Source organism: Pseudomonas chlororaphis subsp. aurantiaca (genome assembly GCF_013466605.1).
In the GTDB taxonomy this organism is placed as follows: Bacteria; Pseudomonadota; Gammaproteobacteria; order Pseudomonadales; family Pseudomonadaceae; genus Aquipseudomonas; species Aquipseudomonas chlororaphis_I.
Genome location: NZ_CP059162.1, coordinates 3,396,080 through 3,409,134, shown reverse-complemented (window position 1 = coordinate 3,409,134; position 13,055 = coordinate 3,396,080). Strand labels below are relative to the sequence as shown.

Annotated in this window: 8 protein-coding genes and 2 pseudogenes; 4 read left to right on the top strand and 6 right to left on the bottom strand. The window is 61.5% G+C overall.

The genetic code is table 11. The features are described from left to right. Positions 1-70: 70 nt before the first annotated feature. Entirely contained in the window at positions 71-766 is a 696-nt protein-coding gene (locus H0I86_RS15595) for a pirin family protein (protein ID WP_180925722.1), read from the top strand. Between the two features lie 76 nt (positions 767-842). Here the strand turns inward: H0I86_RS15595 and pgm are convergent, their stop codons facing one another. Beyond that, a complete protein-coding gene (gene pgm / locus H0I86_RS15590; protein WP_180925721.1) occupies positions 843-2,486 on the bottom strand; it encodes a phosphoglucomutase (alpha-D-glucose-1,6-bisphosphate-dependent) in 1,644 nt (547 codons plus the stop codon). 241 nt (positions 2,487-2,727) lie between these two features. Further along, positions 2,728-3,750, bottom strand: a complete 1,023-nt coding sequence (locus H0I86_RS15585) for a zinc-dependent alcohol dehydrogenase family protein (protein ID WP_009049241.1) — start codon at positions 3,748-3,750, stop codon at positions 2,728-2,730. Between the two features lie 269 nt (positions 3,751-4,019). Between H0I86_RS15585 and H0I86_RS15580 the strand changes: the two genes are divergently transcribed. From H0I86_RS15580 to H0I86_RS15575, 3 genes and pseudogenes are all read left to right on the top strand, one after another. Then, positions 4,020-4,934 (top strand): LysR family transcriptional regulator, encoded by a 915-nt coding sequence (locus H0I86_RS15580; RefSeq protein WP_009049242.1) that lies wholly within the window; start codon positions 4,020-4,022, stop codon positions 4,932-4,934. 141 nt (positions 4,935-5,075) lie between these two features. Further along, positions 5,076-5,512, top strand: a pseudogene (locus H0I86_RS31950) (integrase arm-type DNA-binding domain-containing protein); the annotation flags it as partial. Continuing rightward, positions 5,506-5,915, top strand: a pseudogene (locus H0I86_RS15575) (contractile injection system protein, VgrG/Pvc8 family); the annotation flags it as partial. The pseudogenes H0I86_RS31950 and H0I86_RS15575, both read left to right, overlap by 7 nt. A 14-nt stretch (positions 5,916-5,929) precedes the next feature. Here H0I86_RS15575 and H0I86_RS15570 read toward each other — a convergent pair. From H0I86_RS15570 to H0I86_RS15555, 4 genes are read right to left on the bottom strand one after another with little or no spacing between them, the layout of a single operon-like run. Next, complete coding sequence (locus H0I86_RS15570) at positions 5,930-8,086, bottom strand: type I secretion system permease/ATPase (RefSeq protein ID WP_219637323.1); 2,157 nt, start codon at positions 8,084-8,086, stop codon at positions 5,930-5,932. 1 nt (position 8,087) lies between these two features. Continuing rightward, positions 8,088-9,548: an HlyD family type I secretion periplasmic adaptor subunit gene (locus tag H0I86_RS15565; protein ID WP_180925720.1), complete on the bottom strand. Its 1,461-nt coding sequence runs from the start codon at positions 9,546-9,548 to the stop codon at positions 8,088-8,090. After that, positions 9,445-11,592 carry a peptidase domain-containing ABC transporter gene (locus H0I86_RS15560; protein ID WP_180925719.1) on the bottom strand — a complete coding sequence of 716 codons (2,148 nt, stop codon included), beginning with the start codon at positions 11,590-11,592 and terminating at the stop codon, positions 9,445-9,447. The genes H0I86_RS15565 and H0I86_RS15560 overlap by 104 nt, the downstream gene beginning before the upstream one ends. A 38-nt stretch (positions 11,593-11,630) precedes the next feature. Further along, entirely contained in the window at positions 11,631-13,001 is a 1,371-nt protein-coding gene (locus H0I86_RS15555; RefSeq protein WP_180925718.1) for a TolC family outer membrane protein, read from the bottom strand. Between the last annotated feature and the right edge of the window lie 54 nt (positions 13,002-13,055).

The window sequence follows — 13,055 nt, the reverse complement described above, 5'->3', positions numbered from 1 at the left end:
CCATCAATCACCGGTCTCGTTCTGCGGCTCCACCAAGGCGCCCCATGACGAACCCTGACAGGAGACGATCATGCTTGAACTCAGACCCTTCAAATCCCTGGGCGGCGCCCATCATGGCTGGTTGGATGCCCACCACCACTTTTCGTTCGCCGAGTACTACGACCCCAAGCGCATGAACTGGGGCAACCTGCGCGTGTGGAACGACGACGTGATCGCCCCCGGCAGCGGTTTCCCGCAGCACCCGCACCGCGACATGGAGATCATCACCTACGTCCGCGAAGGCGCCATCACCCACCAGGACAACCTGGGTAACAAGGGTCGCACCGAGGCTGGCGACGTGCAGGTGATGAGCGCCGGCACCGGGATCGCCCACAGCGAATACAACCTGGAAGCCGGCGCAACCAAGATCTTCCAGATCTGGATCATCCCCAACGAGGCAGGTTCGGCGCCGTCCTGGGGCGCCAAGCCGTTCCCCAAAGGCCAGCGCGAGGGTTTCGTAACCCTGGCCAGCGGCAAGAAAGGCGATGACCAGAGCCTGCGGATCCGTGCCGATGCGCGGCTGGTGGCCGCCAACCTGAAGGCCGGCGAGTCCGCCGAGTACTCGCTGGACCAGGGCCGCCGGGCCTACCTGGTGCCGGCGACCGGGGTGATTGAAGTCAATGGCTTGCGCGCCGCAGCTCGAGACGGTGTCGCGGTCGAAGATGAACGCCTGCTGCGGGTCACCGCCCTCGAGGACAGTGAAATCGTCCTGGTGGACCTGGCTTGAGGCGTTAACGGCAAACAAAAAAGGGGCGACCGCCTGGTCGCCCCTTTTTTGTCTGGCTTACGGGCCTTATCGCGGATCAGCCGCTGATCGCGCCGTCCACCAGGGTCTGCGCTTCCTGCACCAGCTGCTTCAGGTGATCGTCGCCGATAAAGCTCTCGGCGTAGATCTTGTAGATGTCTTCGGTGCCCGATGGACGCGCGGCGAACCAGCCGTTCTCGGTCATGACCTTGAGGCCGCCGATCGCCTGATCGTTGCCCGGCGCATGACTGAGGATCTTCCGGATGCTTTCGCCGGCCAGCTGGGTCGAGGTCACCTGCTGCGGCGACAGCTTGCTCAGCAGCGCTTTCTGCTGCGGGTTGGCCTTGGCATCGACGCGCACCGAGAACGGCTCGCCCAACTCGTCGCACAAGGCGCGGTAGGCCTGGTTCGGGTCGCGACCGGTGCGAGCGGTCATTTCCGCGGCCAGCAAGGCCGGGATCAGGCCGTCCTTGTCGGTGCTCCAGACGCCGCCGTCCTTGCGCAGGAACGAAGCGCCGGCGCTTTCTTCACCGCCAAAACCCAGGGAGCCGTCGAACAGGCCGTCGGCGAACCACTTGAAGCCCACCGGCACTTCGTACAGACGGCGGCCCAGACGCGCAGTCACGCGGTCGATCAGGCCACTGCTGACCACGGTCTTGCCCACGGCCGCGTCGGCGCGCCATTGCGGGCGGTTCTGGAACAGGTAGTCGATGGCCACCGCCAGGTAATTGTTCGGCGCCAGCAGGCCGCCAGTCGGGGTCACGATGCCATGGCGGTCGTGGTCCGGGTCGCAGCCAAAGGCCACGTCGAAACGATCCTTCAGACCAATCAGGCCTTGCATCGCATAGCTGGACGACGGGTCCATGCGGATCTGCCCATCCCAGTCGACGGACATGAAACGGAAGGTCGCATCGACTTCCTTGTTGACCACATCCAGGTCGAGGCGATAGTGCTCGGCAATCGCCGACCAGTAGCGCACCCCCGCTCCGCCCAGCGGATCGACGCCCAGGCGCAGCTTGGCGTTGCGGATGGCGTCCAGGTCGATGACGTTGATCAGGTCGGCGACGTAGCTGTTGACGTAGTCATGACGATGGGTAGTGTCGGCTTTCAGCGCCTGCTCGTAGCTGATGCGCTTCACACCGGCCAGCTTGTTGGCCAACAGTTCGTTGGCCTTGGCTTCGATCCACTTGGTGATATGGGTGTCGGCCGGACCGCCGTTGGTAGGGTTGTACTTGTAGCCACCGCTTTGTGGCGGGTTGTGCGACGGGGTGATCACGATGCCGTCGGCCAGGCCGCTGGTGCGACCACGGTTGTAGCAGAGAATCGCGTGGGACACCGCCGGTGTCGGGGTGTACTCGTCGCCCGCGGCAATCATCACGGTCACGCCGTTGGCGGCCAGCACTTCCAGGGCGCTGGCGCCAGCCGGGGTGGACAGCGCGTGAGTGTCGATGCCGACAAACAGCGGGCCATCGATGCCCTGGGACTGGCGATACAGGCAGATCGCCTGGCTGATGGCCAGGACGTGCCATTCGTTGAAACTCAGATCGAACGAGCTGCCACGGTGCCCCGAGGTGCCGAAGGCGACCCGCTGGGTAGAGATGGCGGCATCGGGCTGGCCGGTGTAGTAGGCCGTTACCAGTCGCGGAAGATCGACCAGCAATTCTGTCGGTGCCGGTTTGCCCGCAAAAGGACTGAGTGTCATGCAAAACCTCGGGAAATGGATGGTTCGGTGAGTGCTGCGCAGTTTACTGGCAGTTTGACCGCAACGCGACGGGATCTATCCGCGGCGGCTCGCACAATAGGCAGGTGCAGCGGCCTGCTCGATACAGGCCATGGTCGGCAGCTGCACAGAGGCCACTCAGGATCGAGGCGGGAATTAAAGAAGGGAGTTACCGCAAAGACAGAAACGCCAGAGTGCGCGATGGCGAACCCTGGCGTCAGGATCAGGCCGGTTCGACCTGCAGTGCGACCCGTTCGCGACAAGGACATTCATCCATGTAGCGGTGGGCTTCGACGAACTCGTTGAATGGGAAGACCCGTGTCTTCAGCGGCAGCAGCACACGGTCCGCCGTCAGCTGGTTGATGTCGCGCAAGGCGCGCTGCAAGGCCACCTGGTCCTGGATGATGCCCAGCTCGGGCTTGCCGGTGAAGTTGCCGATGCAGTGCACGAAGAACTGGATGTTCTTCTGGAACGCCGCGCAGGCCGGGAACGGCGTCTGGTTGCCGCCTTGCAGGCCGTACAGCACCAGGCTGCCGCGTGGGGCCAGGACGTCGCCGAGCATCGACATCTGCGGACCGCCCAGGCCATCGAATACCACGTCGACGCCACGGTTGTCGGTGTATTTGTTGATCTGCATGAGCAGATCCTGCTCTTCGGTGACGATGACTTTCTCGGCCCCCAGGGACAACAGGTACTCACGCTCTTCAGCGGTCTTGGTCGCGGCAATCACCCGCACGCCAAGTGCCTTGCCCAGCTGGACAAAGGACGGACCGGCGCAGTGGCTGGCATCGGTGACCAGGGCAAACTGCCCGGGCTTGACCCGCGCCAGGTCGACATAGGCAAAGTAGGCCACCAGCAGCGGCGTGTAATGCACCGCGGCTTCGATCGGGCTGAGCACATCGGGATAGCGGGTCAGCGCCGAGCGTGGCAGGACAATCAGCTCGCCGTAGACCGGATAATCGTTCGGGCTTTCGGCCGGGAAGCTGGCAACCTTGTCGCCCACGGCCAGGTCGTCGACGCCTTCGCCGACCGCGGTCACCACGCCGGCCATCTCATGACCGAGGCCGGAAGGCAGGCGGGCATGGGAGGACGCCAGGTTCTGGCGCCAGAGCACGTCGTACCAACTGATGCCGATCGCTTCGACACGCACCTGCACTTCGCCTGGCGCAGGCAGAGCGGCCGCATGCTCTTCGCACTTGAGCACCTCGGCCGGACCAAACTTGTGAAAACGGATCGTGCGGGACATCGCAAACCTCGTCAAAGTAACCTCTAATACCCTGAACTCTATCTGGGCTTTCTGGCCAAGACCATCAGTGGCTATTAATAGTCGACATGCCTGTCATTGATTCCGCAGAACCTGCAACAACGATAAACAGCGTGCCAGAGCGAAGGGCTCCTTACAGGAAAAAACAATTAGCCGGTGCAGAGTAGCAGCCTTTCCCCGTAAGATTCATGCCGGCCATTGTTCTCATATGGCCGCTCTCGTCAAGTTTGCTGACTCTGCCAGGACTCAAGATGAATCGTAATGACCTGCGTCGTGTCGACCTGAACCTGTTGATCGTGTTCGAAACATTAATGCATGAACGCAGTGTGACCCGGGCGGCGGAGAAACTCTTCCTCGGCCAGCCGGCCATCAGTGCGGCGCTGTCGCGCCTGCGCAGCCTGTTCGACGATCCGCTGTTCGTGCGCACCGGGCGCAGCATGGAGCCGTCGGCCCGGGCGGTGGAAATCTTCGCCCTGCTCTCGCCCGCCCTCGACTCGATCTCCACCGCGGTCAGCCGCGCCGCCGAGTTCGACCCGGCGACCAGTACCGCGGTGTTCCGCATCGGCCTGTCCGACGACGTCGAATTCGCCCTGCTGCCGATGCTGCTCAAGCGCCTGCGCGCCGAAGCCCCGGGAATCGTGCTGGTGGTGCGTCGCGCCAACTACCTGCTGATGCCGGCCCTGCTGGCCTCCGGCGAGATTTCCATCGGCGTCAGCTACACCCAGGACCTGCCGGCCAACGCCAAGCGCAAGGTGCTGCGCCGCAGCCTGCCCAAGCTGCTGCGGGCCGACAGCATGCCCGGCGCCCTGAGTCTCGATGACTTCTGCGCCCGCCCCCACGCCCTGGTGTCGTTCGCCGGCGACCTCAGTGGGTTTATCGATGAAGAGCTGGAAAAACTCGGGCGCAAGCGTCACGTGGTGCTCGCGGTGCCGCAGTTCAACGGCCTGAGCACCCTGCTCAGCGGCACCGACATAGTCGCTACCGTGCCGGACTATACCGCCGACGCCCTGACCGCCGCCGGCGGCGTGCGCGCCGAAGACCTGCCCCTGCCGGCCCGCACCTTCGACCTGCACATGGCCTGGCGCGGCTCCCAGGACAACGACCCGGGCGAACGCTGGTTGCGCTCGCGGATTCAGATGTTCTTCGGGGATCCCGATAGCCTGTAATGGAATTCCACAAAGTTCCAGAAAACCATTTAATAACAAAATATTATAGATAAAGTCAGTCCACTGCCGCCTGTCTAAATCCAATGGATTCCAGAACTCATGGGGGCATAATCGGGGGCAAATATCGATTATTAAAAAACGGTGCCCCCCACCGATACTCCAGATAACGCCCCTGTTTTCAGACGAAAACTCAACGATACCTTCGTCCGCTCGCTCACCGAGCCCGGCAAACACGCTGACGGCGAAGTCCTTGGTCTCTACTTGGAGGTGAGGGCGTCGAGCAAGGCCGGAAAATCCCCTTCCAAGTTCTGGCGTTTAAAGTATCGGCTGCACGGCAAGGAGAACCGTTTTTCGATCGGTGCTTACCCCGACATTGGGCTGAAAGAAGCGCGCGTGCGTGGCCGAGCAATGGTTGGCATTCAAGTCTGCCGAACTGGTGACCAAATCCATCATGGGGGCTTCGCGGAGCGCTGAACAACCACATCTTGCCTGCCATTGGCGAAAAGCCGGTCAGCGATATCAAGCTGGAGCACATCACCACAATTATCACCGAGCTGCGTCGCCAGCGCACCATGGCCAGTTCGCCGGTTATCGGGTCAGCCTGCGCCCCTGATTCTGGCTGCTCACGCGCACCTCGGACTGCCGGATTTTCCAGAACAAGACGGTGCCGGACATCATCAAGCAGGTGTTCCGCGACCTCGGCATCTCCGATAGCGCGACCACTTCTACGACTGGCCACTGGCGCGGGAAGTCCAGCCGGGCTCGCTGGCGTTGAACGACTACGACTTCCAGCGCCCCGGCGCCAGCCTCGAAGTGCGCTCCAGCGTGTCGCGCAGCCACAGCAACGGCGACCATCCGCTCTACGACTACCCGGGCGAATACGTACAGAGCAAGGATGGCGAGCATTACGCACGCACCCGTATCCAGGCCATTCACAGCCAGTTCGAGCGCGTGCAGTTGCGCGGTTGTGCGCGTGGCCTGAAATACATTGACCTTTACGTCGTTCGCTCCCCCTCTCCAGTCTGCAGCGCCCACAGTTTGGCGTAGCGGCCGTTCAACTTGAGCAGGTGTTCGTGGGATCCGCTTTCCGTGATGGTGCCGTCTTCCATGACCAAGATGCGATCCGCAGGCCGGAGGGTGTTGAGTCGATGGGCGATGCTGACGACCGTGCGCCCCTGGATGATCTCCGGTAAGCGCGCCATGATCGCGGCTTCCGATTCATAGTCCAGTGCGCTGGTGGCCTCGTCCAGAATCAGGATCCGCGGATCGGTGATCAAGGCGCGCGCCAGGGCAATGCGCTGGCGCTGACCGCCGGAGAGGAACCCTCCGCGTTCGCCGACGTCGGTGGCGTAACCCTCGGGCAACTCGACGACGAAGCCGTGCGCCCCGGCCAACTTCGCCGCCGCCTGCACTTCGTCGTTAGTGGCGTCTGGCTTGCAGAGGCGGATATTGTCCGCCACGGTGCCGGCGAACAGCATGCTTTCCTGGGGGACAATACTCATCTGCCGGCGCAGTTCGATGGGGTCGGCGATCGCGATGTCGCCGCCATCGACCAGGATCTGCCCCTGTTGCGGCGAGTAGAGGCGTTGCAGCAAGCGCGCCAGGGTGGACTTGCCGGAGCCTGACGGCCCGGTGACACCGATAAAGCTGCCCGGGGGGATATCCAGATTCAAGCCTTTCAGCACTTCAGGACTGGTGTCGCTGTAGCGAAAGCGCACCTGCTCAAAGACCAGCGCCCCATCTATCGCGTGCAAGGCGCCGACCCCTTCGCCAATCGCCTCGCCCGGCTCATCGAGAATATCGCCGACCCGGCGCAGGGCCACTTGGGTGTGCTGGAAATCCTGCCAGATCTGCGCCAGGCGCAACACCGGTTCCACCACATGGCCGGACCACATGTTGAAAGCCACCAGTTCCCCGACGGTCATCTGGCCTTTCATGACCGCGTGCACGCCAAACCAGAGCATGATCGCCGACATGGCCTTCTGGATGAAGGCAATGATTTGCCCGGCGGTGATGCCGAGTCGTTTCATGCGAAATTGACTGCGTAGATACGTCGTGAGCCGCTGTTGCCAGTGCGCGCTAAAGCGTTCTTCGGTGGCGCAGGTCTTCAGGGTTTCGATACCGCTCATCGTTTCTATCAAGAACGCATTGGCCTGCGCATTCTGTTCGTAGGTGGTGAGGGCCTGGGCGCGTAATTGCGGACCAATGACCATCCACACCGCGAAGCAGGCGATCAGCGAAATCACCAGGATGCTGGTGAGCACGACCGAATACCACAGCATGACCACGAGGAAGATCGCCACGAAGATCAGGTCCAGCACCAGGGTCAAGGCCGAACCGGTGAGGAATTGGCGCACATGATCGATCTCGCGCACTCGGGCGATCACTTCGCCGACCTGGCGGGTCCGGAAGTAGGTCAGCGACAACGCCATCAGATGGCCAAACACCCTCCCCTCCAGTTCCGCGTTGACCTTGCTGGCCAGGTTGCCGAACAGCCAACTGCGCACAAAGGCGAATATAGGTTCGACCACGGCCAACCCCAGGAGTCCGACCGCCAGGACCTGCAGGCTATCGCCCGCACGGCTCACGAGCACCTTGTCGGTGACGCTCTGGAAGAACAAGGGGCTGACCAGGGCGATCAGCTGCAGGTTCAGCGAAATCGCCATCACCCAATAAAATTGCTGAGTGTGGCGCAAGATCGAGGGCAGGAACCAGCGAAAGCCGAAGGGCACCCGTTTACGCGATTCGAGCTCCTCGCCCAGCAACAGGAGTGGACCACTGCACAGTTGAACGAAGACCGTCAACGGTATCTGTCGTGTGACCGACTCCTGGGGGGACCAGATCGTCGCAGTCTCGGCGTCGATCTTGCTCAGCACCGTGAATCCGGCCGGTCCCGGCACCAACGCGGGCGTGGGGATATCTTGCAAGTGCTCGCCGCTGAAGTCGACGACGCGGGCGCGCAAGCCGATCCAGAGCGCCAATCGACAGAGTTCCTGGGTCGTGGCTGCGCCCTGCTCGCGACCCAGGCGATGCGCCAGCCGACGCGGCAGCACGGCGATGTCGAAGTGCTCCGCCGCCTGCGCCAAACATAAGAGTCCCGTGTCTTGCGCCGTACTGTCGGGCGCAGTGCTGTGGTGTTCGATCATGCTCATTTCAACGTTCTCGCATGGCGGTCGCTTGGTATTCGCGTACCGGGCTTAACAGGTAATCGATGACCCGGCGCGTTCCCGTCTTGATCTCGGCCACCACGCTCATGCCCGCCTGCAGTGCTTTGCGCTCGCCATCGACCATGATGTAGGACTGGCTCAGGCGCACATACGCCGGAAAGACGAAGCCCAGGCGCTCGTCCTTGACGGCATCATGCGACACGAAAGTCACGACCGCAGGGACTGTGCCGTAGCGGCTATAGGGGAAGGTATCGACCTTGACTTCAACCGCCTGGCCCGGCGCCGCAAAGCCGACGTCTTTGTTCAGGATATTGACTTGCGCCTCGAGTTCGGCGGCATCCGGTACGACCACCATCAACACCTGGGCCGCCGTGACAACACCGCCGACGGTATGAATCGCCAATTGCTGTACTAGGCCACTGACCGGTGAACGCAATTGCTGCAAACCGCGGCGTTCTGTCGCCTTGGCCAACTCCTGTTCCTGCTCGGCGAGGGTATTGGAGGTTTGCGTGAATTTGTCGCTGTATTCGCGCCGCGTTTGCGCCAGGTAGCTGCGCTTGCGATCCCGCAAATTGAGCCGTTGGGCGCTCAGCACCTTTTGTTGCTGGCGTTGCTGTTCCAGGCGCTGGTCGAGCTCGAGCAGTTCCTTGGTTTTTTCCAGCAAGGCGACTTGGGCCACCACGCCTTTTTCCGCGAGCACACGCGCCGAATGGACCCGTGATTCAACGTTGACCCGCAATTTGCCCATCTCGTTGAGGTCGTGGCTCACGGCCTGGTAGTTGGCTTCGGTGATGTCGATTTCCGAATCGAGGTCGCGCAGTCGCGACTGCACGGCCTGCCATTCGCTGGTCAGGTGTTGGCGCGTGGCCTCGATGTCGCTCTGCGCAATACCCGGCGGCGGCACAAAGGCTTGAAACGGCGTCTCGCTGAGCAAGGCTTTCAGGCGCGCCACCTCCAACCGATTGGCGGTGACCTGGTCGTTCAAGCGTTGCACGTCGGCCGAAGCCCCAATGAGTTTGAGGTCGATAAGCGGGTCGCCTTCCTTGACGCGCTGGCCATCCTCGACGTGTATCGCCAGCACCTGCGCGGGCTCCAGCGGCTGGATGAGCTTGGAGCGGGAGGAGTCGATGATCTGCCCCGTGGCACTGGCGTTGATGTCCAGGATCCCCATCACCGACCAGAGGATGATCAGCACCACAAACAGCGCCAGCCCCAGCGCCAACCGGCGTGCCCAGGGCGATGGCGGACGGTGCAGGATCTCTAGGTAGCCGGGGAGAAACTCATAGGCTTCGTCGGGTTTGCTGTTCGCCTTGACGCGCGCGCGCAGCGAGGGGAGTAGTCGGTCAATGATCATGATCGTGTTCCGAAGAAAGGTCTTCCGAAGAAAGGTCTTCTTGTAATTGCCACAGGCGCCGGTAAGTGCCCTCCAGCGCCATGAGCTGGGCATGACTGCCGGCTTCGCTGATCCGGCCCTTATCCAGGACGATGATGCGATCGCAATCGCGCACTGTGGAGAGGCGATGGGCAATCACAATGACGGTGCGGCCGTGGGCGATCTGCGGCATGTTGTCGCGAATGATCGCTTGGGATTCCTCGTCGAGCGCGCTGGTCGCTTCATCGAAGATCAGAATCCTCGGGTTGGTCAGCAGCGCCCGCGCGATCGCCAGCCGCTGGCGTTGCCCACCGGAGAGCGAGGTGCCGCCCTCGGCGATCAGGGTGTCGTAGCCCATCGGCAATTTGAGGATGAAGTCGTGCGCGCCGGCCAGCTTGGCAACCCGCATCACGTCCTCCAACGCGGCGGTCGGCGCCCGCAGGGCGATGTTGTCACGCACACTGCGCTGGAACAGAAAATTCTCCTGCAGTACCACACCGATGTGTTGGCGCAACGCCACCGGTTGCAGTTCATCCAAGAGCTCGCCATCGATCAGGATGCTGCCCGCTTGCGGCAAATACAGTTTCTGCATCAGGCGGGTCAAGGTCGATTTACCCGAACCGGAAGGGCCCACGACGCCCAGCGTTTCACCGGCGCGGATGGAGAGAGAAATACCATCCAGCGTCAGGGGCAGATCGGGCCGGTACCTGAACTGTACGTCCTGTAACTCGATGGCTCCTTGCAGCTGGTGTGGCAAACGGCGCTGCCCACCGTCCTGTTCGACCGGCAGGTTCAGAATGTCCCCCAGGCGATCCACCGCGACGCGCGCCTGGACGAACTGCTGCCATAACTCGACCAGCCGGCTGACCGGTTGGCTCGCATGGTTGGCCAGCATGTTGAAGGCGATCAGTTGGCCGACCGTGAGATGCAACGCCAACACCTCGTTGGCGCCGATCCATAAAATCAACACCGAAACGAGCTTTTGCACCCACTGCACGGCCTGATTGATCAGGGTCTGCAAGCTCTGGGTCTGAAAGCCGCTGCCGACCTGATCGCGGGTAATGGCTTCCCAGCGGCGTTGCATGCGCGGCTCCACCGCCAGCCCCTTGATCGTCTCGATCCCGCCCAGGGACTCGGCCAACAGACTGGAGCTGCGCGCCCCGTGATGAAACAGGGTCTCGATGCGTTGTTGCAGGAAGGGCGTACTGGCGCCGGCGATCAGCGCGTAAACCGGTAACGACAGCAGCACCAGGCACGTCAGCTTGAGCGACAACAGCGACATCACCAGCAAGAACACCACGGTGAAGAGCAGGTCCACGCTGAGCCCCATCGCCGCGCCAGTGAGGAACTCGCGGATCGTGTCCGCCTCGCGGACCCGCGACACAATCACGCCCACCGAGCGGCTGCGAAAAAACGCCAGGGGCAAGCCCAGCAGGTGACTGACCAGATCGCCGCCCAGCTTCGCATCGATGCGCGCCGAGGTATGGCTTAGCAGGTATTCGCGTAATCCCTTAAGTAGCACTTCGACCAGCGCCGCAGCGATCAAGCCCAGGGCAATCACATCCAGGGTGGCGAGCGCCTCGTGGACGATGACCTTATCCATCACCACTTGAAACGCCAAGGGTGATAACAGGGCGAGGATTTGCAGCAGGAACGAGAACAACAACACTTCCAGCAGCAAGCGCTTATGCTGGGCAAACGCCGGAATAAACCAGCGTATGTCAAAACGCAGCGCCGCCATATCAAGGGTCAAGATCTCCCCAGCCCAGTCCTCCTCGAGTTGCGCCGGGGTCATGAGCACCGGGTTCGCTTGATCGGCCAGCTGGACCAACGCCTGCTCATTCGAGAGGCGCGCCAGGACGGCAAAGCTGCCGTCCACCCGGCGATAGGCCAGTGGTAATTGTCCTGGTTTCAGCTGCGTCCAGCGGCACTTTTTTAGCGCGAGCTTCACGCTTTGCCGACGGGCCAAATCGGCCAGCGCCGCCTTTAATGACGCAGGCACTTCCAATGATTGAGCCGCTTCGTCATCCAGCGCCCCCACATCGATTCCTGCCAACTGCAACAAGCAACGGGCACACGCGAGCGCCGAGCTTGTTTCCAAGGTTATTTTTTCAGTCATCACATTATCAGTAAGTTTGAATAGCAGTTATTGGCCGATCACGAATGGAGCGCGGCATTGGCCACTTGCAGATCGTGTAATGAGAGCTCGCCGACCGACGCGGTGAGTTTCAGGCGGTTTTGCAGGTAGGTGTAACGCGCCTCGGCCAGGTCTTTGCGGGTCGAGTAGAGTTGCTGCTCGGCATTGAGGACATCCAGGGTGGTACGGGTGCCCGCCTCACGCCCCAACTTGGTCGACGCCAGCGAACTCTGGGCCGAGACCAGCGCCTGTTTCAACGCGCTAATCTGCGAAGCGCCTGTCGTCACCCCCAGAAAGGCCCGCTTGATCTCCAGGGCGGTCTCACGCCGTGACGTCTCCAGTTCATCTTCGGCTTGCTCTTTCTCCGCCAGTGCCTCGCGTAACTTGGAACTATTGTTACCGCCGGTATACAGGGGGACGTTGAGTTTGAGCCCGATATACGTGCTTTGCGTTTGATCGGGAGTGAGCGCGCTCGTAGAGCTTTTGCGACCGTCGTCATAACCGGCTTGCAAACTCACCGTCGACTCTCGCCAGGCCCCATATTTATTGGGCTCGGCTGCTTTAATCGAGAGGGCGATCCGTTTCTCCTGGATCTTCAGCCCGTTCGCCGCGCCCCGCGCCAACCACTCGTTGACGTCCGCCGGCTGCGGTCCGCGCGCGACCATGTGTTGATTGAGCTCCCCCAGGCCCTCGGCGGGCATCCCCGTCAATTCGGTAAAGGCATTCCGGCTGACGGCGAGGTCATTCTGTGCGGCAATTTCAGAAGCGATGATGCCGTCATAACGCGCCTGAGCTTCCTGGATATCGACAATCGTCGAAGCCCCAGCGTCAAAGCTTTGCTTGGCCTGATCCAGCTGTTGCGAAACGGCCTCTTTTTGCGCTCGCACCATCTCCAACTTGTCCTGAGACAGCAGCACATCCAAATACACTTTGACCACCCGCAAAATCAGCTCTTGCGCAGCATTCTCGAACTGCACCACCGCTAACTTCGCCTGGTCATTCAATTGATGGGAGCCGACACTGACCTGCGTATCGTAAATGGGCTGACTAAGGGAAACACCGTAACCCCAGGTCGTGGCGTGTTCATCCTGATTGCGAAACTTCTGGCTGGGACTTGCTTCGGTATCGTTAAGGCCGTAGTTGGAAGTCAAATTGATTTTCGGCAGCCATAAGGCCGTGGCTTGTTGGTTTTTTTCCTGCCCCACGCGTAACGCCGCGGCCGCCGCCGCAAAGGTCGTATCGTAGGTTTGGGCGGCTTGATACACCGAGAGTAGATCGGCGGCGACAACGGTCTTGGTTATTAAAGAGAATACAAGGGCTATGGGTAACACACTGTATTTAATTGCTTGCAATAGACACTCCGATTCTTTAAACGAAATCACCGGTCTCATTATGAAAGACCACTGATACACGGCCACAACCCTAACGGGCGGGTGGAAAAACCA

Coding starts and splice junctions, on each gene's coding strand:
- H0I86_RS15595 (WP_180925722.1), top strand. CDS start 71: ATGCTTGAACTCAGACCCTTCAAATCCCTGGGCGGCGCCCATCATGGC.
- pgm (WP_180925721.1), bottom strand. CDS start 2,486: ATGACACTCAGTCCTTTTGCGGGCAAACCGGCACCGACAGAATTGCTG.
- H0I86_RS15585 (WP_009049241.1), bottom strand. CDS start 3,750: ATGTCCCGCACGATCCGTTTTCACAAGTTTGGTCCGGCCGAGGTGCTC.
- H0I86_RS15580 (WP_009049242.1), top strand. CDS start 4,020: ATGAATCGTAATGACCTGCGTCGTGTCGACCTGAACCTGTTGATCGTG.
- H0I86_RS15570 (WP_219637323.1), bottom strand. CDS start 8,086: ATGAGCATGATCGAACACCACAGCACTGCGCCCGACAGTACGGCGCAA.
- H0I86_RS15565 (WP_180925720.1), bottom strand. CDS start 9,548: ATGCCCAGCTCATGGCGCTGGAGGGCACTTACCGGCGCCTGTGGCAAT.
- H0I86_RS15560 (WP_180925719.1), bottom strand. CDS start 11,592: ATGACTGAAAAAATAACCTTGGAAACAAGCTCGGCGCTCGCGTGTGCC.
- H0I86_RS15555 (WP_180925718.1), bottom strand. CDS start 13,001: ATGAGACCGGTGATTTCGTTTAAAGAATCGGAGTGTCTATTGCAAGCA.